Origin of the sequence: Enterobacter cloacae complex sp. I2, from assembly GCF_014896205.1 — a bacterium.
GTDB lineage: Bacteria > Pseudomonadota > Gammaproteobacteria > Enterobacterales > Enterobacteriaceae > Enterobacter > Enterobacter quasihormaechei.
Genome location: NZ_JADBRA010000004.1, coordinates 130,013 through 151,943, shown reverse-complemented (window position 1 = coordinate 151,943; position 21,931 = coordinate 130,013). Strand labels below are relative to the sequence as shown.

Genomic DNA, 21,931 nt, shown 5'->3' with positions numbered 1-21,931 from the left:
ACGTGGCTAAAAAAACGTCAATGAGCCTAAAAGCGTAACGCAAGCTGACCCAGACGTTTATGATTAACATCATGCCAAACGAACATTCTGGCAGGATGGAAGAAATACCTATGATTTTAAGCCATTTTGAACATTTTTCAGACAATGGCATAATATGCGATAATTTGACGAGTTAACGCTTCTCGTCTACGGCCCTATCAGGCTGGCACAGGATACCCGATACGGGGTAGCGATGACAAAATATTTTGAACGTTGTCATAGCCTGTTGTGGTTTTGCACGAAAATTTTAATTTTTATATGTGAAGTTGAGGTACAGCCATGTCGACACCCGAAATCCCGTCCGTAAATTTTTTTAGTCTGTTTCGTCGGGGACAGCATTACGCTAAGACGTGGCCGATGGAAAAGCGCCTGGCACCGATGTTTATTGAGAACCGTACCATCCGCGCCACGCGCTATGCGATCCGCTTTATGCCTCCTGTTGCCGTCTTTACCCTGTGCTGGCAGATAGCATTAGGTGGACAGCTTGGGCCTGCCGTCGCGACAGCGCTCTTTGCGTTAAGCCTGCCGATGCAGGGGCTGTGGTGGTTAGGTAAACGTTCCGTCACGCCACTTCCGCCTTCTATTTTACACTGGTTTTATGAAGTGCGTGGAAAACTGGAGGAGGCCGGTCAGGCGCTCGCCCCGGTTGAAGGCAAGCCGGACTATCAGGCGCTGGCGGACACGTTAAAGCGCGCGTTTAAACAGCTTGATAAAACATTCCTCGATGACTTGTGATTGATCATCGAAACGACGACCAAAAGAAGGCACAGTAACAGTCAGTTACCGTGTCTTTTTTTTACAGTGCAATGCGCTACAGGAGTCGAAAGATGGAAATGACCCATGCTCAACGTCTGATTTTGTCTAACCAGTACAAGATGATGACTATGCTTGATCCCGATAACGCTGCGCGCTACAGCCGCCTGCAAACCATTGTCGAACGTGGCTTTGGCTTGCAAATGCGCGAACTGGATCGCGAATTTGGCGAGCTGAAAGAAGAAACCTGCCGTATCGTTATCGACATCATGGAGATGTACCACGCGCTGCATGTGTCCTGGACCAACCTGAAAGATCGGCAGTCCATTGACGAGCGCCGCGTGACGTTCCTGGGCTTTGATGCCGCGACGGAAGCGCGCTATCTGAGCTATGTGCGCTTTATGGTGAATACTGAAGGGCGCTACACCCATTTTGATGCGGGTACGCACGGCTTCAACGCCCAAACCCCCATGTGGGATAAATATCAGCGTATGCTGAGCGCGTGGCACGCCTGTCCGCGTCAGTACCATTTAAGCAGCAACGAAATTCAACAAATCATTAATGCCTGACGGAGGTGCGTGTGCAGTGTAAAGGTTTTCTGTTTGATCTGGACGGTACGCTGGTGGATTCGCTGCCGGTGGTGGAACGCTCGTGGTGCCACTGGGCCGACCGGCACGGCATCGACCATCAGGACGTACTGAATTTTATCCATGGCAAACAGGCCATTACGTCATTGCGGCACTTCCTGGCGGGAGGTTCTGAGGAAGAAATCCAGGCGGAGTTCAGCTATCTGGAGCAGATAGAAGCCACCGACACCGACGGCATTACCGCGCTGCCCGGTGCGCGCGAACTGCTTGAGCACCTGAATGAAGCGCAGATCCCGTGGGCTATCGTCACCTCCGGCTCGATTCCCGTCGCGCATGCCCGTCATAAGGCGGCCGGTTTACCGACGCCGGACGTGTTCATTACCGCTGAGCGCGTGAAGCGCGGCAAGCCTGAACCGGATGCGTTTCTGCTCGGCGCTGAACTGCTGGGCCTTGCCCCTGCGGAGTGCGTGGTGGTGGAAGACGCGGCGGCAGGCGTTCTGGCCGGTCTGAACGCCGGGAGCCACGTCATTGCCGTTAACGTACCGGCGGGTTCCCCCCGGCTGGAGGAGGCGGATTTTGTGATTAACACCCTGACCGCCATCGACGTCTCGAAGACCTCTGACGGGATCGTAACCGTCTCGCTAAAAATGTAATCCCATGATTTAGCCCCGCATTACCGGGGCTTTTTTTATGGCAGAATGGCTTCTCCTCCACTGACAAGGACATGTTGTGAACGGTGAACTGATTTGGGTCCTGAGCCTGCTGTTAATCGCCATCATTCTGTTTGCCACGGGCAAGGTGCGCATGGATGCCGTCGCCCTGTTTGTGATTGTTGCGTTTGTTCTGAGCGGTACGCTTTCCCTGCCGGAAGCCTTTTCCGGGTTTAGCGACCCCAACGTCATTTTGATTGCCGCCCTGTTTATTATCGGCGACGGGCTGGTCCGCACCGGCGTGGCGACGATGATGGGAGCGTGGCTGGTTAAGGTGGCGGGCAGCAGCGAAACCAAAATGCTGATTTACCTGATGCTGACGGTTGCCGGGCTGGGCGCGTTTATGAGCTCAACGGGGGTCGTGGCCATCTTTATTCCGGTGGTGCTGAGCGTCTGCATGAGAATGCAGATCTCTCCGTCGAGGCTGATGATGCCGTTAAGCTTCGCCGGGCTCATCAGCGGCATGATGACGCTGGTCGCGACGCCCCCGAACCTCGTTGTGAACAGCGAGCTGATCCGTGAGGGGCTTGAAGGATTTAGCTTTTTCAGCGTCACGCCGATCGGCCTGGTGGTGCTGGTAATGGGCATTATCTATATGCTACTGACCCGTTTCGCGCTGAAAGGGGAGAAGCAGGACAAAGCCAAAGAGGGCTGGAAGCGGCGCTCTTTCCGCGATCTGATTAAAGAGTACCGTCTGACCGGGCGCGCCCGGCGTCTGGCCATCCGCCCGGGATCGCCGATGGTGGGGCAGCGGCTGGATGATCTTAAGCTACGCGAACGCTACGGCGCGAACGTCATCGGGGTTGAGCGCTGGCGTCGTTTTCGTCGGGTGATCGTTAACGTGAACGGGGTATCAGAGTTCCGCGCGCGTGACGTCCTGCTGATCGATATGTCCACGGCGGACGTGGATCTGCGAGAGTTCTGTAGCGAGCAGCTGCTGGAGCCGATGGTGCTGCGCGGCGAGTATTTCTCCGACCAGGCGCTGGATGTGGGGATGGCCGAGGTCTCCCTGATCCCCGAATCAGAATTATTGGGCAAAACCGTGCGCGAAATCGGCTTTCGTACCCGCTACGGGCTGAACGTGGTGGGCCTGAAGCGCGATGGCGTGGCCCTTGAAGGGGCGGTCGTGGACGAGCCGCTCCTGCTGGGGGATATTTTCCTCGTGGTCGGCAACTGGAAGCTGATTAGCCAGCTTGGGCAGAAAGGCCGCGACTTTGTGGTGCTGAATATGCCGATTGAAGAGAGCGATGCATCCCCGGCGCACAGCCAGGCGCCGCACGCGATTTTTTGTCTGGTGCTGATGGTCGCGCTAATGCTGACCGACGAGATCCCTAACCCGGTGGCGGCAATAATCGCCTGTCTGCTGATGGGCAAATTCCGCTGTATCGACGCCGAAAGCGCTTACAAGGCGATTCACTGGCCGAGCATTATTCTTATTGTCGGAATGATGCCGTTTGCCCTGGCGCTTCAGAAAACCGGCGGGGTAGACCTGATCGTTAAAGGCTTGATGGATGCGGGCGGGGGGTATGGCCCGTACCTGATGATGATTTGTCTGTTCGTCATGTGCGCCACCATTGGTTTGTTCATCTCCAATACCGCCACGGCGGTGCTGATGGCGCCCATTGCGCTGGCGATGGCGAAATCCATGGGCGTTTCGCCGTATCCGTTTGCGATGATGGTGGCGATGGCGGCGTCCGCAGCGTTTATGACGCCGGTCTCTTCTCCGGTCAATACCCTGGTGCTGGGGCCGGGGAACTATAAGTTCAGCGACTTCGTGAAGATTGGCGTGCCGTTCACCGTTCTGGTGATGTTGGTATGCGTGGTGCTGATTCCGGTGTTATTCCCGTTCTGAGAACATCGCCGGGTGGCGGCTACGCCTTACCCGGCCGTAGGTCCTGCAAGCGCAGCACCGCTGGGCGAAAAACTACAGCGGCGAATCCTGACTGATCTCATCCAGCGACAGATGGAAGCTTGGCACAAACACGCGCATAAAGTAGTCCATCTCCTCACTGCGGCGGGATGCCAGCGTTTTCTCCAGGCGCGATTTCGCCAGCAGGAATTCGTTATTCCCGGCGGACAGCTCTTCCAGACATTTCAGGTAGGCGCACAGCGCATCGGCCTGCTTGACCAGGGATTTTTCCTCATCCGTGTACTGATGCTCGTCGATCAGCGGCTCGAAGATATCGCGCAGCTCTTCGGGCACCATGTCGATCAGCTTCTGCTGGGCAATCTTCTCGATGGCCTTATATTCCTGCGCAATCTGCGAATTGAAGTATTTTACCGGCGTGGGCAGATCCCCGGTCAGCACTTCCGAGGCGTCATGGTACATCGCCAGCAGGGCGATACGCTCGGCATTCACCTGTCCGTTGAATTTGCGGTTTTTAATCGCGGCCAGCGCGTGCGCGACCATGGCAACCTGCAAACTGTGCTCTGACACGTTTTCAGTGCGTACGTTGCGCATAAGCGGCCAGCGGTTGATGAGTTTCAGGCGGGAGAGGTGGGCAAAAAAATGACTCTGACTCATAGGTTACCTTATGTCTTCACTGCGACAGACTTCATTGTGCGGGGAGGGGAGGGAAGATGCAAATTTGCGGATGGTGCAGGCCGGGCAGGCGCAGCGCCACCCGGCAGAAAGGCCAGTTACTGATGATACCCGGAGAGGAAGCGCCCGAAGCGGCTGATGGCCATCTCAAGATCGTCTTCGCGCGGCAGGGTCACGATACGCACATGATCCGGCCACGGCCAGTTAAACGCCGTACCCTGAACCAGCAGCACTTTTTCCTGCAACAGGAAGTCGAGCACCATTTTCTGGTCGTCGTGAATATTAAAGCGCTTCGCGTCGATTTTCGGGAACATATACAGCGCGCCGTTAGGCTTTACGCAGGAAACACCCGGGATGTCGTTAATCAATTCCCATGCGCGGTTGCGCTGTTCATACAGACGGCCGCCCGGGACGATGAACTCGCTGATGCTTTGATAGCCACCGAGCGCCGTCTGGATCGCATGCTGTGCCGGTACGTTGGCGCACAGACGCATGGATGCCAGCATCTCCAGCCCTTCAATGTAGCCTTTCGCATGTTTTTTCGGACCGTTCAGCACCATCCAGCCCTGACGGAAACCGGCCACGCGGTAGGTTTTAGACAGGCCGTTAAAGGTGACGGTCAGCAGGTCGGGCGCCAGCGCGGCGATAGAGTGGTGCTGCGCCGCGTCGTACAGGATCTTGTCGTAAATCTCGTCGGCAAAGATGATCAGGTTATGCTGGCGGGCGATCTCGACGATCTCCATCAGCAACGCTTTTGAATAGACCGCGCCCGTCGGGTTATTCGGGTTGATGATCACAATACCCCGGGTGCGTGGCGTGATTTTGGCGCGAATATCATCCAGATCCGGGAACCAGTCCGACGACTCATCGCACAGGTAGTGCACCGCTTTACCGCTGGACAGAGAGACCGCAGCCGTCCACAGCGGATAATCTGGCGCGGGAACCAGCATCTCATCACCGCTGTTCAGCAGCGCCTGCATCGCCTGAACGATCAGTTCCGAGACGCCGTTGCCAATGTAAATATCTTCAACGGTGACGTCGCGCATTCCGCGAGCCTGATAGTGCTGCATAATGGCTTTGCGGGCGGAGTAAAGGCCTTTTGAATCGCAATAACCTTGTGCCGTTGGCAGGTTACGGATCACATCCACCAGGATCTCATCCGGCGCTTCAAAACCAAATGGCGCGGGGTTGCCGATGTTGAGTTTCAGAACCTTATTGCCTTCCTCTTCAAGGCGTTTTGCCTCTTTGAGTACCGGGCCACGGATGTCGTAACAGACGTTGTCGAGCTTGCTGGATTTTTCGATAGGGGACATGAACCTTTAACCTTTTCGCTATTATTGCAACTTCCTGCCGTGGAAGCAGCACGGAACAATGTACTCCCACCGCGCCTCGTTTTGAAGGGCGTACAGAAGAAGATTTTGTCCAGTCGGGCAGCGCCGCTGTGATCGCTTAATCTAATGACGGAGTGATTTTGTGCCTGAAATCACCGTGATTACGCTTATTGTTGGGTTTTTTATGCTGAAAATATCATATAAGTATTAATATTATTCTGGGTTAAATAAAAAGACGATCCGGGCTGAGGCAGTAGTCCCTCTGAGTGACCATTCGTAAAACCTGAATGCTCAGATACAGATTGCCATATTAGCAAAGCCAGGTTAAAAGTTACTCATGTGAAATTAATGTTAAGGGTTATTAATGATTGGCCTGAATCTAAATTAAACTTTATTTATTATTAACGACGAAAATGCAACTTTCGTTAATTTTAATAAAAAGAGTGTAGTTGCTTATCATTGGCGTTAAATCCGTATTAGTGCAATAAGACTTATAAATATAGTGGATTTGGGTTAAGATGTGTTTCGGGAATGCAGCAGAGCGATAGGCCTGTTACGTATATCGGATTCTGCTTTCCTGTATTAATCGATTGTTATTGTTAAAGTTATCTCTGGCCGATTGGGTAAGTCACATCTTGCGACGTTGACAACGCTGCGATATAGATGGCAGAAAACATGTCTTACTCTTTATGGAATTTACATCTACCTGCACACAACGAAATAACCTGAACGCAAGAGAATAAAAATAACGTCATGAAACGTGATTTCTGACTGTTGATATACCACAGTACAATAACTATCTGTCAGGCAGTCTGCCGGGCCGGGATGCGAGGGAAACACTTCAGAAGGAATTGCTTAACCGTTACACACAGCTTCAACCCGGGCAGCTCCGCACGAGCAACCTGAAAGTGAAAAGATATGATAAATGCAAATCGTCCGATAATGAATCTCGACCTCGATCTGCTGAGAACGTTTGTTGCGGTCGCCGATCTCAACACTTTTGCAGCAGCTGCTGCCGCAGTATGCCGTACCCAGTCCGCCGTAAGTCAGCAAATGCAGCGACTGGAACAACTGGTTGGTAAAGAGCTTTTTGCGCGCCATGGACGTAATAAGCTTTTAACAGAACATGGTATTCAGCTTCTGGGTTATGCCAGGAAGATACTGCGCTTTAATGATGAAGCCTGTATGTCATTAATGTTTAGCAACCTTCAGGGAGTGTTAACATTAGGGGCGTCAGATGAATCAGCAGATACCATTTTACCTTTCCTTCTCAATCGAATTAGCTCGGTTTATCCGAAGCTTGCCCTGGACGTTAGCGTTAAACGCAATGCCTTCATGGTTGAGATGCTGAAAGAGAACGAGGTTGACCTGGTGGTCACCACGCATCGACCCGGCCAGTTTGACTGCCTGACGCTGCGTACTTCTCCTACGCACTGGTACTGTGCCGCGGAGTACGTATTGCAACAAGGTGAGCCAATACCCCTGGTTCTGCTGGACGATCCCAGTCCGTTCCGCGATATGGTGCTGGCTGCGCTCAACGAGGCCAGTATCCCCTGGCGTCTGGCGTACGTGGCGTCCACGTTGCCCGCAGTGCGAGCGGCGGTGAAGGCCGGGCTTGGCGTAACGGCCCGTCCGGTTGAGATGATGAGCCCCGACCTGCGCGTGCTGGGCAAATCAGAGGGGCTTCCCTCGCTGCCGGATACGGAGTACATGCTGTGCCATAACGCCGGCAGCAACAACGAGCTGGCAAAGGTGGTATTCGAAGCAATGCAAAACTACCACAATCCATGGCAGTACGCGCATGCTACTCCTGAAGGAGGGGATGACTCGCTGATCGTGGAAGGGGATTTTGAGTGATCGTTTCCTCAAAATTCTCGTAACAAAATGTAAGTGTAAAAAAGAGCCACTCGCATGATTTTTTCATGCGAGTGGTTTTTTTTGCTATTCATAACCGCAGGAGGCGTGTGGATAAGTGAAATAGCGCTTAATTATCAATAAGACAAATGCTTTTGATTAATATGTGAACAATAGCTGTTCTATCTTCCCTCATACCCTGCCGATGTTAAAAAAACAGGAAATATGTTGCTGTTTTTTTGATTGAATTAACAAAAGCGTGTCTCAGATCAAGAAAATACTCCTATTTAGGGGGAGGAATCGTTGGCAAATCCTGTCAAAATAGGAGGGTTATTTTTTTTACTTCCAAAACGGACACGATTCAACAAGATGCATTTGACGTAAAGTCACCTGGCCACCAGGGTTAAAGGGCACCAAATGTTAATGAGAATCGCTCGATGTAATTTAATGTGAAGAAACCTTTGTTAAAGTTGACAAAAGGTTATAGATAGGAGTAAAAAACCCCATCATTTTGCTGTCTATGTCTCATTTCTGACAGTTAGTGTAAGGTTATTTTGTTCCTCCCCATGAATCGATGTGATGCCCATCTGCCAGCAAGAGCAGTGTCGTCGGTATCACTTTTGATGAGTAAGCAATGAGTATGTCAACATCCACAGAAGTCATCGCTCATCACTGGGCATTCGCAATCTTTCTTATTGTAGCCATTGGCCTGTGCTGCCTGATGTTAGTCGGCGGCTGGTTCCTGGGCGGTCGCGCCCGCGCAAGGCACAAAAACACACCTTTCGAATCAGGTATTGATTCCGTAGGTACCGCTCGCTTACGCCTGTCTGCCAAGTTCTACCTGGTAGCCATGTTCTTCGTCATTTTTGACGTGGAAGCGCTTTACCTTTTCGCGTGGTCTACTTCCATTCGCGAAAGTGGTTGGGTGGGCTTTGTCGAGGCCGCAATTTTCATTTTAGTGTTACTGGCCGGTCTGGTTTATCTGGTGCGTATTGGCGCGCTGGACTGGACACCTGTGCGTTCACGCCGTGAACACATCAACCCGGAAAACAGTATCTCTAATCGTCAGCAGTAACAGCGAGGCAATAAGATGGATTATACGCTCACCCGCATAGATCCTAACGGTGAGAATGACCGTTACCCCCTGCAAAAACAGGAGATCGTAACTGACCCCCTGGAGCAAGAAGTCAACAAAAGCGTGTACATGGGCAAGCTCGAGCATGCTATGCACGATATGGTCAACTGGGGTCGTAAGAACTCCATCTGGCCCTACAACTTTGGCCTTTCTTGCTGCTACGTTGAAATGGTGACGTCATTCACTGCGGTGCATGACGTTGCGCGTTTTGGGGCCGAGGTACTGCGTGCTTCTCCACGTCAGGCTGACCTGATGGTGGTGGCCGGGACCTGCTTTACCAAAATGGCACCGGTTATTCAGCGTCTTTATGACCAGATGCTGGAGCCAAAATGGGTTATCTCCATGGGTGCATGTGCAAACTCCGGCGGTATGTACGACATTTATTCCGTTGTGCAGGGCGTTGATAAGTTCATTCCGGTGGACGTTTACATCCCGGGCTGCCCGCCGCGTCCAGAGGCCTACATGCAGGCGCTGATGCTGCTCCAGGAGTCAATCGGTAAAGAACGCCGCCCACTTTCATGGGTTGTTGGCGATCAGGGTGTCTATCGCGCGAACATGCAGTCCGAGCGCGAGCGTAAACGTGGTGAACGTATTGCCGTCACCAACCTGCGTACGCCTGACGAAATTTAATTTGCGCCTGTGGGCCTGGAGAACACCTTCGCATATCACTACTCAAATAGCGCGAAGCCAGGCTTAACAGTCACCACGGACCATTTGCAATGGTGAACAATATGACCGACTTAACCGCGCAAGAAGCTGCCTGGCAGACCCGGGATCATCTCGATGACCCCGTCATTGGCGAACTGCGCAACCGTTTTGGGCCGGATGCCTTTACTGTTCAGGCCACCCGCACCGGGGTACCCGTTGTTTGGGTGAAGCGTGAGCAATTACTGGAAGTTGTCGATTTCCTCAAGAAATTGCCAAAACCTTACGTCATGCTGTTTGACTTACACGGCATGGACGAACGTCTGAGAACGCACCGCCAGGGCCTCCCTGCTGCGGATTTTTCCGTTTTCTACCACCTGATATCAATAGACCGCAACACGGATATCATGCTCAAGGTGGCATTGTCTGAAAACGACATGCATCTGCCGACGATCACCAAACTTTTCCCTAACGCTAACTGGTACGAGCGTGAAACCTGGGAAATGTTCGGCATGACCTTCGACGGCCACCCGCACCTGACGCGCATCATGATGCCGCAGACCTGGACCGGCCACCCGCTGCGTAAAGACTATCCGGCACGTGCCACCGAATTCGACCCGTTTGAGCTGACCAAAGCCAAGCAGGATCTGGAGATGGAAGCGCTGACCTTCAAGCCGGAAGACTGGGGCATGAAGCGCGGTACCGAAAACGAGGACTTCATGTTCCTCAACCTCGGTCCGAACCACCCGTCTGCGCACGGTGCGTTCCGTATTATTCTTCAGCTTGACGGCGAAGAGATTGTCGACTGCGTCCCTGACATCGGCTACCACCACCGTGGTGCTGAGAAGATGGGCGAGCGTCAGTCCTGGCACAGCTACATTCCGTATACCGACCGTATCGAATACCTCGGCGGCTGCGTAAACGAAATGCCATACGTGCTGGCCGTTGAGAAACTGGCAGGCATTACCGTACCGGATCGCGTTAACGTGATTCGCGTGATGCTGTCTGAACTGTTCCGTATTAACAGCCACCTGCTGTACATCTCCACGTTCATTCAGGACGTCGGCGCGATGACGCCGGTCTTCTTCGCCTTTACCGATCGTCAGAAAATCTACGATCTGGTTGAAGCGATTACCGGCTTCCGTATGCACCCGGCCTGGTTCCGTATCGGCGGTGTGGCGCACGATCTGCCGCGCGGCTGGGACCGCCTGCTGCGTGAATTCCTCGACTGGATGCCGAAACGTCTGGCGTCTTACGAGAAAGCCGCGCTGCGTAACTCCATCCTGAAGGGCCGTTCCCAGGGCGTTGCGGCCTACGGCGCGAAAGAAGCGCTGGAGTGGGGGACCACAGGTGCAGGCCTGCGCGCGACCGGTATTGACTTCGACGTGCGTAAAGCCCGTCCTTACTCTGGCTACGAGAACTTCGACTTTGAAGTCCCGGTGGGCGGCGGCGTTTCCGACTGCTACACCCGCGTGATGCTGAAAGTGGAAGAGCTGCGCCAGAGCCTGCGCATTCTTGAGCAGTGCCTCAACAACATGCCGGAAGGCCCGTTCAAGGCGGATCACCCGCTGACGACGCCGCCACCGAAAGAGCGCACGCTGCAACATATCGAAACCCTGATCACCCACTTCCTGCAAGTTTCCTGGGGCCCGGTCATGCCGGCACAAGAATCCTTCCAGATGATTGAAGCGACCAAGGGTATCAACAGCTACTACCTCACCAGTGACGGCAGCACCATGAGCTACCGTACCCGCGTGCGTACGCCAAGCTTCGCGCACTTGCAGCAGATCCCGGCCGCCATTCGCGGCAGTCTGGTCTCCGACCTGATTGTGTATCTGGGTAGTATCGATTTTGTTATGTCAGATGTGGACCGCTAATTATGCACGAGAATCAACAACCACAAACCGAGGCTTTTGAGCTGAGTGAAGCAGAGCGTGCCGCCATTGAGCACGAGATGCACCACTACGAAGACCCGCGTGCGGCGTCCATTGAAGCGCTGAAAATCGTACAGAAACAGCGTGGTTGGGTGCCGGATGGGGCGATCTACGAGATCGCAAAAGTGCTGGGCATTCCGGCAAGTGACGTAGAGGGCGTAGCCACGTTCTACAGCCAGATCTTCCGTCAGCCGGTAGGCCGCCATGTGATCCGCTACTGTGACAGCGTCGTCTGCCACATTACCGGCTATCAGGGCATTCAGGCTGCGATTGAGAAAAAGCTCAATATCAAGCCGGGCCAGACCACGTTCGATGGACGCTTTACTCTGCTGCCAACCTGCTGCCTGGGTAACTGCGACAAGGGGCCGACCATGATGATTGATGAGGACACTCACAGCCATCTGACGCCGGAAGCGATTCCTGACCTGCTGGAGCAGTACAAATGAAAACTGTAATTCGTACTGCTGAGACGCATCCGCTGACCTGGCGTCTGCGCGATGATAAACAGCCGGTATGGCTCGATGAATATCAGAGCAAAAACGGCTACGCCGGCGCGCGTAAGGCCCTTGGCGGCATGGCGCCGGATGAGATCGTAAACGCAGTAAAAGACGCTGGCCTGAAAGGGCGCGGCGGTGCGGGCTTCTCCACCGGTCTGAAGTGGAGCCTGATGCCAAAAGATGAATCCATGAACATCCGTTATCTGCTGTGTAACGCCGATGAAATGGAGCCGGGCACCTATAAAGACCGTCTGCTGATGGAGCAACTGCCGCACCTGCTGGTGGAAGGCATGTTGATTTCCGCGTTCGCGCTGAAAGCGTACCGTGGCTACATCTTCCTGCGCGGTGAGTATATCGAAGCGGCTGAAAACCTGCGTCGCGCCATTGCCGAAGCCACCGAAGCCGGCCTTCTGGGTAAAAACATCCTGGGCACCGGGTTTGACTTCGAACTGTTCGTGCACACCGGTGCCGGGCGTTATATCTGCGGGGAAGAAACCGCGCTGATTAACTCCCTGGAAGGTCGCCGTGCGAACCCGCGTTCCAAGCCACCGTTCCCGGCAAGCTCCGGCGTATGGGGTAAACCGACCTGCGTCAACAACGTCGAAACCCTGTGTAACGTCCCGGCTATCCTCGCGAACGGCGTGGAGTGGTATCAGGGCATCTCCTCAAGCAAAGATGCGGGTACCAAGCTGATGGGCTTCTCCGGGCGCGTGAAGAACCCTGGCGTCTGGGAACTGCCGTTTGGCACCACCGCACGCGAAATTCTTGAAGACTACGCAGGCGGCATGCGCGATGGCCTGAAATTCAAAGCCTGGCAGCCGGGCGGGGCGGGGACGGACTTCCTGACCGAAGCCCACCTTGATCTGCCAATGGAGTTCGAAAGCATTGGCAAAGCGGGCAGCCGTCTGGGTACGGCGCTGGCGATGGCCGTCGACCACGAGATCGGCATGGTATCGCTGGTGCGTAACCTTGAAGAGTTCTTCGCCCGTGAGTCCTGCGGCTGGTGTACACCGTGCCGTGACGGTCTGCCGTGGAGCGTGAAGATCCTGCGTGCTATCGAGCGTGGCGAAGGTCAGCCGGGCGATATCGAGACACTTGAGCAACTGTGTCGATTCCTGGGGCCAGGTAAAACCTTCTGCGCCCACGCACCGGGTGCCGTCGAGCCACTGCAAAGCGCGATTAAATATTTCCGCGACGAATTCGAAGCAGGCATCAAGCAGCCGTTCAGCAATACCCATTCGATCAATGGTATTCAGCCGAACCTGCTGAAAGCGCGCTGGTAACGACAAGAATTTTGATTAACGCTCGGTTTCGACTGAGCCAACTGGAAGCATGCTAATGGCTACGATTCATGTAGACGGCAAAGAATACGAAGTCAACGGGGCGGACAACCTGCTGGAAGCTTGTCTGTCGCTTGGCCTCGATATTCCGTACTTTTGCTGGCATCCGGCGCTGGGCAGCGTCGGTGCTTGCCGCCAGTGTGCGGTGAAGCAATATCAAAACGCGGAAGACACGCGTGGTCGCCTGGTGATGTCCTGTATGACGCCAGCCGCCGAAGGCACCTTTATTTCGATTGATGACGAAGAAGCCAAACAGTTCCGTGAAAGCGTGGTGGAGTGGCTGATGACCAACCACCCGCACGACTGTCCGGTTTGTGAAGAGGGCGGTAACTGCCACCTTCAGGATATGACCGTCATGACCGGTCACAGCTTCCGTCGCTATCGCTTTACCAAGCGTACCCACCGTAACCAGGATTTGGGGCCGTTCATCTCGCACGAAATGAACCGCTGCATCGCCTGCTACCGCTGCGTGCGTTACTACAAAGACTACGCAGACGGTCAGGATCTGGGCGTGTATGGCGCGCACGACAACGTCTACTTCGGTCGTCCGGAAGACGGTACGCTCGAGAGCGAATTCTCCGGTAACCTGGTAGAAATCTGTCCGACCGGCGTATTCACGGATAAAACCCACTCCGAGCGCTACAACCGTAAATGGGACATGCAGTTTGCGCCAAGCATCTGCCAGCAGTGTTCCCTCGGCTGTAACACCAGCCCGGGCGAGCGTTACGGCGAACTGCGTCGTATCGAAAACCGTTACAACGGTACCGTTAACCACTACTTCCTCTGCGACCGCGGTCGTTTCGGCTATGGCTACGTGAACCTGAAAGACCGTCCGCGTCAGCCGGTTCAGCGCCGTGGCGACGACGTCATCACCCTCAACGCCGAGCAGGCGATGCAGGGCGCGGCAGATATTCTGCGCCAGTCGAAGAAAGTGATCGGCATCGGCTCCCCGCGCGCCAGCATCGAAAGCAACTTTGCGCTGCGCGAGCTGGTGGGTGCGGAAAACTTCTATACCGGGATCGCTCAGGGCGAGCAGGAACGTCTCCAGCTGGTGCTGAAGGTGCTGCGTGAAGGCGGCGTTCATACGCCTGCGCTTCGCGAAATCGAATCCTATGATGCGGTTCTGGTGCTGGGTGAAGACCTGACGCAGACCGGCGCCCGCGCGGCTCTGGCGGTTCGTCAGGCGGTGAAGGGTAAAGCACGTGAAATGGCAGCGGCGCAGAAAGTGGCTGACTGGCAGATTGCGGCGATCCTCAACATCGGCCAGCGCGCGAAACATCCTCTGTTTGTAACTAACGTTGACAACACCCGTCTGGACGATATCGCCGCGTGGACCTACTGCGCGCCGGTTGAAGACCAGGCGCGACTGGGCTTTGCCATTGCCCACGCGCTGGACAGCAACTCTCCGGCCGTTGAACTGGATCGCGACCTGCAAAACAAGGTCGACGTGATTGTTCAGGCCCTCGCAGGTGCGAAAAAACCGCTGATCATCTCCGGTACCAACGCCGGAAGCGCTGAAATCATTCAGGCCGCCGCGAACGTTGCCAAAGCCCTGAAAGGCCGCGGCGCTGACGTCGGTGTGACCATGATTGCCCGTGCGGTAAACAGCATCGGTCTGGGCATGATTGGCGGCGGCTCGCTGGAAGAAGCGTTAAGCGAACTGGAATCCGGTGCCGCTGACGCCGTTGTGGTGCTGGAAAATGACCTGCATCGCCACGCGTCTGCCGCACGCGTTGACGCAGCGCTCTCCAAAGCGCCGCTGGTGATGGTCATTGACCATCAGCGCACCGCGATCATGGACAAAGCGCACCTGGTACTCTCTGCGGCAAGCTTTGCAGAAAGTGACGGTACGGTTATCAATAACGAAGGCCGCGCACAGCGTTTCTTCCAGGTTTATGACCCGGCGTACTACGACAGCAACACCGTAATGCTGGAAAGCTGGCGCTGGCTGCACTCCCTGCACAGCACCGTGCAGAGCCGTGAAATGGACTGGACGCAGCTCGACCACGTTATCGACGCGGTTGTTGAGAAACTGCCTCAGCTGGCGGGTATTAAAGACGCCGCGCCTGACGCAAGCTTCCGCATTCGCGGTCAGAAACTGGCGCGTGAACCGCACCGCTACAGCGGTCGTACCGCGATGCGTGCCAACATCAGCGTGCACGAACCGCGCCAGCCGCAGGATAAAGACACCATGTTTGCCTTCTCGATGGAAGGGAACAACCAGCCGTCTGCGCCGCGTTCGCAAATCCCGTTTGCATGGGCACCGGGCTGGAACTCGCCGCAGGCATGGAACAAGTTCCAGGCTGAAGTGGGCGGTCACCTGCGCCACGGCGATCCGGGCGTACGTCTGATTGAAGCCTCCGAAACCGGTCTGGACTTCTTCACTACCGTTCCGGCGAGCTTCCAGGCTCAGGAAGGTCAGTGGCGTATTGCGCCGTACTACCACCTGTTCGGTAGCGATGAAATGTCTCAGCGTTCTCCGGTATTCCAGCAGCGTATGCCGCAGCCGTACATCAAGCTCAACCCAGCGGATGCCGCGAAGCTTGGCGTGAACGCGGGTGCGAACATTGCCTTTAGCTACGACGGCCAGACCATCAGCCTGCCGCTGATTATTTCTGAACGTCTGTCAGCAGGGCAGGTGGGTCTGCCGATGGGGATGCCTGGCATCGCGCCGGTTCTGGCGGGTGCGCATCTTGATAACCTTCAGGAGGCAAAAGCATGAGTTGGTTAACGCCGGATCTTATCGATATCCTGCTGAGCATTCTGAAAGCGGTTGTGATTCTGCTGGTGGTCGTCACCTGCGGCGCGTTCATGAGCTTTGGTGAACGTCGTCTTCTCGGTCTGTTCCAGAACCGTTACGGACCGAACCGCGTGGGCTGGGGTGGTTCACTCCAGCTGGTGGCGGACATGATCAAGATGTTCTTCAAAGAGGACTGGGTTCCGCGCTTCTCGGACCGCGTGATCTTTACGCTGGCACCGATGATCGCCTTCACCTCGCTGCTGCTGGCGTTTGCTATTGTTCCCGTCAGCCCGACCTGGGTTGTCGCTGACCTGAACATCGGCATTCTGTTCTTCCTGATGATGGCAGGCCTCGCGGTCTACGCGGTGCTGTTTGCAGGCTGGTCCAGTAACAACAAATACTCGCTGCTGGGCGCGATGCGTGCTTCCGCGCAGACGCTGAGCTACGAAGTGTTCCTGGGGCTCTCCCTGATGGGCGTGGTGGCGCAGGCCGGTTCATTCAACATGACCGACATCGTCAACAACCAGGCCGACATCTGGAACGTTATCCCGCAGTTCTTTGGTTTTGTGACCTTTGCTATCGCGGGTGTGGCGGTGTGTCACCGTCACCCGTTTGACCAGCCAGAAGCCGAACAGGAACTGGCCGACGGTTACCACATCGAATATTCCGGCATGAAGTTCGGTCTGTTCTTCGTGGGCGAGTACATCGGTATCGTCACCATTTCCGCGTTGATGGTAACGCTGTTCTTTGGTGGCTGGCATGGCCCGTTCTTACCGCCGTTCATCTGGTTCGCGCTGAAAACCGCGTTCTTCATGATGATGTTCATTTTGATTCGTGCGTCCTTACCGCGTCCGCGTTATGACCAGGTAATGTCCTTCGGCTGGAAAGTGTGCCTGCCGCTGACGCTCGTCAACTTGTTGGTAACGGCGGCTGTCATTCTCTGGCAGCAGCCATAAGGGGCTTTGAGATCATGACCTTAAAAGAATTATTGGTAGGTTTCGGCACCCAGGTACGCAGTATCTGGATGATCGGCCTGCACGCGTTTGCTAAACGCGAAACCCGGATGTACCCGGAAGAGCCGGTATATCTGCCGCCGCGCTACCGTGGCCGTATCGTGCTGACGCGCGACCCGGACGGTGCCGAGCGCTGCGTTGCCTGTAACCTGTGTGCGGTAGCGTGTCCGGTGGGCTGTATCTCTCTGCAAAAAGCGGAGACGGTTGACGGCCGCTGGTATCCGGAATTCTTCCGCATCAACTTCTCACGCTGCATTTTCTGCGGTCTGTGTGAAGAAGCGTGCCCAACCACGGCGATTCAGCTGACTCCGGACTTCGAGCTGGGTGAGTACAAGCGTCAGGATCTGGTGTACGAGAAAGAGGATCTGCTGATTTCCGGTCCGGGCAAATACCCGGAATATAACTTCTACCGGATGGCGGGTATGGCAATCGACGGCAAAGATAAAGGCGAAGCAGAGAACGAAGCTAAGCCTATCGACGTCAAGAGCCTGTTACCGTAAGGAGAGGGCAATGGAATTCGCTTTTTATATCTGTGGCCTTATCGCCATCCTGGCTACGCTGCGAGTGATCACGCACACCAATCCGGTGCATGCGCTGCTGTACTTGATCATTTCGCTGCTGGCCATTTCCGGGGTGTTCTTTGCGCTGGGCGCGCACTTCGCCGGTGCGCTGGAAATCATCGTCTACGCCGGGGCCATCATGGTGCTGTTCGTGTTCGTAGTGATGATGCTGAACCTGGGCGGCTCTGAAATTGAGCAGGAACGTCAGTGGTTGAAACCGCAGGTGTGGATCGGCCCGGCAATTTTGTCGGCCATTATGCTGGCGGTCATTGTTTACGCCATTCTGGGCGTCAACGACCAGGGGATCGACGGAACGCCAATCAGCGCGAAAGCCGTGGGTATCACCCTGTTTGGTCCGTACGTTCTGGCGGTTGAGCTGGCCTCAATGCTGCTGCTGGCGGGTCTGGTTGTGGCCTTCCACGTTGGCCGCGAAGAGCGTGCTGGCGAGGTGCTGAGCAACCGCACTGACGACCGCGCGAAAAGAAAAACGGAGGAACGCGCATGATCCCCTTAACACATGGACTGATCCTCGCTGCGATTTTATTCGTTCTGGGCTTAACCGGTCTGGTTATCCGCCGCAATCTGCTGTTTATGCTGATCGGTCTGGAAATCATGATCAACGCTTCCGCGCTGGCCTTCGTGGTCGCCGGCAGCTACTGGGGCCAGACCGATGGTCAGGTGATGTACATTCTCGCCATCAGCCTCGCGGCTGCTGAAGCGAGTATTGGCCTGGCGCTGTTGCTACAGCTCCATCGTCGCCGCCAGAACCTGAACATCGATTCAGTAAGTGAGTTGCGTGGATGAACATGCTTGCCTTAACCATTATTTTTCCGCTGATTGGCTTCGTGCTGCTGGCATTTTCTCGCGGCCGCTGGTCTGAGAATCTGTCCGCGACCGTGGGCATTGGCGCTATCGGCCTGTCGGCGCTGGTCACAGCGTATGCGGGTATCGACTTCTTTAACAACGGGCGTCAGGCCTACAGCGTACCGCTGTGGAACTGGATGTCGGTCGGTAACTTCAACATCGGTTTTAACCTGGTGCTGGATGGTCTGTCTCTGACCATGCTCTCTGTGGTCACCGGCGTGGGCTTCCTGATCCACATGTTCGCCTCCTGGTATATGCGCGGTGAAGAGGGATATTCCCGCTTCTTCGCCTACACCAACCTGTTTATCGCCAGCATGGTCGTTCTGGTGCTGGCCGATAACCTGCTGCTGATGTATCTGGGCTGGGAAGGCGTGGGCCTGTGCTCTTACCTGCTGATCGGTTTCTACTACACCGATCCGAAGAATGGCGCAGCGGCCATGAAAGCGTTCGTCGTGACCCGCGTGGGTGACGTGTTCCTCGCTTTCGCGCTGTTCATTCTCTACAACGAACTGGGCACGCTGAACTTCCGCGAAATGGTGGAACTGGCGCCGGCGCACTTCGAAGCAGGCAACAACATGCTGTGGTGGGCAACGCTGATGCTGCTTGGCGGCGCCGTGGGTAAATCCGCGCAGCTGCCGTTGCAGACATGGCTGGCCGACGCGATGGCGGGTCCAACCCCTGTCTCCGCGCTGATCCACGCCGCGACCATGGTTACCGCCGGTGTCTACCTGATTGCGCGTACCCATGGCCTGTTCCTGATGACCCCGGAAATTCTGCATCTGGTGGGTATCGTCGGTGCGGTTACACTGGTGCTGGCAGGCTTTGCCGCACTGGTGCAGACCGACATCAAGCGCGTTCTCGCCTACTCCACCATGAGCCAGATTGGTTACATGTTCCTGGCGCTGGGCGTTCAGGCGTGGGACGCAGCCATTTTCCACCTGATGACGCACGCGTTCTTTAAAGCGCTGCTGTTCCTCTCATCCGGTTCGGTGATCCTGGCCTGCCACCACGAGCAGAACATCTTCAAAATGGGCGGACTGCGTAAGTCCATCCCGCTGGTCTATGTCTGCTTCCTGGTGGGCGGCGCGGCGCTGGCGGCACTGCCGCTGGTTACCGCGGGCTTCTTCAGTAAGGACGAAATCCTTGCGGGGGCCATGGCGAATGGTCATATCAATCTGATGGTTGCGGGTCTGGTCGGTGCGTTCATGACCTCCCTGTATACCTTCCGTATGATTTTCATCGTATTCCACGGTAAAGAACAAATTCACGCTCACGCAGGGAAGGGGATCACCCATCACCTGCCGCTGATTGTGCTGCTGGTCCTCTCCACCTTCGTTGGCGCGATGATTGTGCCACCGTTGCAGGGCGTACTGCCGGCGACAACCGAGCTTGATCACGGTCGCGTTCTGACGCTTGAAATTACCTCTGGCGTGGTCGCAATTGCGGGCATTCTGATTGCCGCATGGCTGTGGCTGGGCAAACGCACGCTGGTGACCGCCGTTGCCAACAGCGCGCCGGGCCGTCTGCTGGGTACCTGGTGGTACAACGCGTGGGGCTTCGACTGGCTGTACGACATGATCTTCGTGAAGCCGTTCCTGGGCATTGCGTGGCTGCTGAAGCGCGATCCACTGAACAGCCTGATGAATATCCCGGCGATCCTCTCTCGCTTTGCAGGTAAAGGCCTGCTGTTCAGCGAGAACGGTTATCTGCGCTGGTATGTGGCGTCCATGAGCATCGGTGCGGTTGTTGTACTGGCGCTGCTGATGGTGTTGCGTTGATCGTTAAGTGAATTTTATTCGAATTCGTTGAAAATCAGGCCCCTGTTGGGGGCCTTAAAAAGGAATATAAATCGCCATGTTACTACCCTGGCTAATATTAATTCCCTTCATCGGCGGCTTCCTGTGCTGGCAGACTGAACGCTTTGGCGTGAAGATGCCGCGCTGGATCGCGCTGATCACCATGGGATTGACGCTCGCGCTTGGCCTGCAACTGTGGTTGCAGGGTGGCTACTCACTGACTCAGTCTGCGGGCCTTCCGCAGTGGCAGTCTGAGTTCATTCTGCCGTGGATCCCCCGTTTCGGTATCACGATCCACCTTGCGATTGACGGTTTGTCGCTGCTGATGGTGGTACTGACCGGTCTGCTCGGCGTTCTGGCGGTACTGTGTTCCTGGCGAGAAATCGAAAAATACCAGGGCTTCTTCCACCTGAACCTGATGTGGATCCTGGGTGGCGTAATCGGCGTGTTCCTGGCCATCGACATGTTCCTGTTCTTCTTCTTCTGGGAGATGATGCTGGTGCCGATGTACTTCCTGATCGCGCTGTGGGGCCACAAGGCCTCCGACGGTAAAACGCGTATCACGGCGGCCACCAAGTTCTTCATCTATACCCAGGCGAGCGGTCTGGTGATGCTGATTGCCATCCTGGCGCTGGTGTTTGTGCATTACAACGCCACCGGCGTCTGGACCTTCAACTATGAAGATCTGCTGAAGACCCCGATGTCCCACGGCGTGGAATACCTGCTGATGCTGGGCTTCTTCATCGCCTTCGCGGTGAAAATGCCGGTAGTACCGCTGCACGGCTGGCTGCCGGACGCGCACTCACAGGCGCCAACGGCGGGTTCCGTTGACCTGGCGGGTATCTTGCTGAAAACCGCGGCCTACGGTCTGCTGCGCTTCTCCCTGCCGCTGTTCCCGAACGCCTCCGCAGAGTTCGCGCCGATTGCCATGTGGCTGGGCGTTATCGGTATCTTCTACGGCGCGTGGATGGCCTTCACGCAGTACGACATCAAACGTCTGATTGCGTACACCTCCGTTTCCCACATGGGCTTCGTGCTGATTGCCATCTACACCGGCAGCCAGCTGGCGTACCAGGGCGCGGTGATCCAGATGATTGCGCACGGCCTGTCCGCTGCCGGTCTCTTTATCCTGTGCGGTCAGCTCTATGAGCGTCTGCACACCCGCGACATGCGCATGATGGGCGGCCTGTGGGGCAAAATGAAATGGCTGCCTGCGCTCTCCATGTTCTTCGCGGTGGCAACGCTGGGTATGCCGGGTACCGGTAACTTCGTCGGCGAGTTTATGATCCTGTTCGGCAGCTTCAAGGTGGTTCCGATGATTACCGTCATCTCTACCTTCGGTCTGGTGTTCGCGTCCGTGTACTCACTGGCGATGCTGCACCGCGCATACTTCGGTAAAGCGAAGAGCGAAATTGCTGCACAAGAACTGCCGGGGATGTCGCTGCGCGAGCTGTTCATCATCCTGCTGCTGGTCGTACTGCTGGTGCTGCTGGGCTTCTATCCGCAGCCGATTCTGGATACCTCGCACAGCGCGATGGGTAACATCCAGCAGTGGTTTGTTAATTCTGCTTCTACTACAAGGCCGTAATTC

The 21,931-nt window shown here is 55.5% G+C and carries 19 protein-coding genes; 17 read left to right on the top strand and 2 right to left on the bottom strand.

Annotated features, from left to right (window positions below):
• Window positions 1-318 precede the first annotated feature (318 nt).
• The 4 genes from yfbV to IM300_RS04985 all read left to right on the top strand — a co-directional run bounded on the left by yfbV (window position 319) and on the right by IM300_RS04985 (window position 3,941).
• Window positions 319-774 (top strand): terminus macrodomain insulation protein YfbV, encoded by a 456-nt coding sequence (gene yfbV, locus IM300_RS05000; RefSeq protein ID WP_059312846.1) that lies wholly within the window; start codon window positions 319-321, stop codon window positions 772-774.
• Between the two features lie 92 nt (window positions 775-866).
• Window positions 867-1,361 (top strand): YfbU family protein, encoded by a 495-nt coding sequence (locus tag IM300_RS04995; RefSeq protein WP_023617380.1) that lies wholly within the window; start codon window positions 867-869, stop codon window positions 1,359-1,361.
• A gap of 11 nt (window positions 1,362-1,372) precedes the next feature.
• Entirely contained in the window at window positions 1,373-2,032 is a 660-nt protein-coding gene (locus tag IM300_RS04990; RefSeq protein ID WP_193035558.1) for a sugar phosphatase, read from the top strand.
• A gap of 76 nt (window positions 2,033-2,108) precedes the next feature.
• Window positions 2,109-3,941, top strand: a complete 1,833-nt coding sequence (locus IM300_RS04985; RefSeq protein WP_193035556.1) for an SLC13 family permease — start codon at window positions 2,109-2,111, stop codon at window positions 3,939-3,941.
• 72 nt (window positions 3,942-4,013) lie between these two features.
• On the opposite strand, the gene yfbR is transcribed toward IM300_RS04985, so the two are convergent.
• Window positions 4,014-4,613 carry a 5'-deoxynucleotidase gene (gene yfbR, locus IM300_RS04980; protein ID WP_063868195.1) on the bottom strand — a complete coding sequence of 200 codons (600 nt, stop codon included), beginning with the start codon at window positions 4,611-4,613 and terminating at the stop codon, window positions 4,014-4,016.
• Between the two features lie 116 nt (window positions 4,614-4,729).
• Window positions 4,730-5,944, bottom strand: coding sequence for an alanine transaminase AlaA (alaA, locus tag IM300_RS04975; protein WP_013098109.1), 1,215 nt, complete (start codon window positions 5,942-5,944; stop codon window positions 4,730-4,732).
• 936 nt (window positions 5,945-6,880) lie between these two features.
• Here alaA and lrhA point away from each other — a divergent pair.
• The 13 genes from lrhA to nuoM all read left to right on the top strand — a co-directional run bounded on the left by lrhA (window position 6,881) and on the right by nuoM (window position 21,928).
• Window positions 6,881-7,819, top strand: a complete 939-nt coding sequence (gene lrhA / locus IM300_RS04970) for a transcriptional regulator LrhA (protein ID WP_102750747.1) — start codon at window positions 6,881-6,883, stop codon at window positions 7,817-7,819.
• A gap of 631 nt (window positions 7,820-8,450) precedes the next feature.
• Window positions 8,451-8,891, top strand: a complete 441-nt coding sequence (nuoA, locus tag IM300_RS04965) for an NADH-quinone oxidoreductase subunit NuoA (protein ID WP_003861475.1) — start codon at window positions 8,451-8,453, stop codon at window positions 8,889-8,891.
• 15 nt (window positions 8,892-8,906) lie between these two features.
• Window positions 8,907-9,581 (top strand): NADH-quinone oxidoreductase subunit NuoB, encoded by a 675-nt coding sequence (gene nuoB, locus IM300_RS04960; RefSeq protein ID WP_003861482.1) that lies wholly within the window; start codon window positions 8,907-8,909, stop codon window positions 9,579-9,581.
• An 89-nt stretch (window positions 9,582-9,670) separates the two neighbouring features.
• On the top strand, window positions 9,671-11,473 hold the full coding sequence (gene nuoC / locus IM300_RS04955; protein WP_003861484.1) for an NADH-quinone oxidoreductase subunit C/D: 1,803 nt from the start codon (window positions 9,671-9,673) through the stop codon (window positions 11,471-11,473).
• Between the two features lie 2 nt (window positions 11,474-11,475).
• Window positions 11,476-11,976: an NADH-quinone oxidoreductase subunit NuoE gene (gene nuoE, locus IM300_RS04950; protein WP_006176513.1), complete on the top strand. Its 501-nt coding sequence runs from the start codon at window positions 11,476-11,478 to the stop codon at window positions 11,974-11,976.
• The gene (gene nuoF, locus IM300_RS04945) at window positions 11,973-13,310 is read left to right on the top strand and encodes an NADH-quinone oxidoreductase subunit NuoF (RefSeq protein ID WP_063450389.1); all 1,338 of its coding nucleotides are present in this window, start codon (window positions 11,973-11,975) and stop codon (window positions 13,308-13,310) included. Before nuoE ends, nuoF begins: the two co-directional genes overlap by 4 nt.
• A gap of 55 nt (window positions 13,311-13,365) precedes the next feature.
• Window positions 13,366-16,089, top strand: coding sequence for an NADH-quinone oxidoreductase subunit NuoG (gene nuoG / locus IM300_RS04940; RefSeq protein ID WP_193035553.1), 2,724 nt, complete (start codon window positions 13,366-13,368; stop codon window positions 16,087-16,089).
• Window positions 16,086-17,063 carry an NADH-quinone oxidoreductase subunit NuoH gene (gene nuoH, locus IM300_RS04935; RefSeq protein WP_022648828.1) on the top strand — a complete coding sequence of 326 codons (978 nt, stop codon included), beginning with the start codon at window positions 16,086-16,088 and terminating at the stop codon, window positions 17,061-17,063. The genes nuoG and nuoH overlap by 4 nt, the downstream gene beginning before the upstream one ends.
• Before the next feature lie 14 nt (window positions 17,064-17,077).
• Window positions 17,078-17,620 (top strand): NADH-quinone oxidoreductase subunit NuoI, encoded by a 543-nt coding sequence (nuoI, locus tag IM300_RS04930; RefSeq protein WP_002913152.1) that lies wholly within the window; start codon window positions 17,078-17,080, stop codon window positions 17,618-17,620.
• A gap of 10 nt (window positions 17,621-17,630) precedes the next feature.
• On the top strand, window positions 17,631-18,185 hold the full coding sequence (nuoJ, locus tag IM300_RS04925; RefSeq protein WP_006811379.1) for an NADH-quinone oxidoreductase subunit J: 555 nt from the start codon (window positions 17,631-17,633) through the stop codon (window positions 18,183-18,185).
• On the top strand, window positions 18,182-18,484 hold the full coding sequence (gene nuoK / locus IM300_RS04920) for an NADH-quinone oxidoreductase subunit NuoK (RefSeq protein WP_003861496.1): 303 nt from the start codon (window positions 18,182-18,184) through the stop codon (window positions 18,482-18,484). The genes nuoJ and nuoK overlap by 4 nt, the downstream gene beginning before the upstream one ends.
• The gene (gene nuoL, locus IM300_RS04915) at window positions 18,481-20,322 is read left to right on the top strand and encodes an NADH-quinone oxidoreductase subunit L (RefSeq protein ID WP_193035551.1); all 1,842 of its coding nucleotides are present in this window, start codon (window positions 18,481-18,483) and stop codon (window positions 20,320-20,322) included. The genes nuoK and nuoL overlap by 4 nt, the downstream gene beginning before the upstream one ends.
• Before the next feature lie 76 nt (window positions 20,323-20,398).
• Complete coding sequence (nuoM, locus tag IM300_RS04910; RefSeq protein WP_063450385.1) at window positions 20,399-21,928, top strand: NADH-quinone oxidoreductase subunit M; 1,530 nt, start codon at window positions 20,399-20,401, stop codon at window positions 21,926-21,928.
• Window positions 21,929-21,931 lie beyond the last annotated feature (3 nt).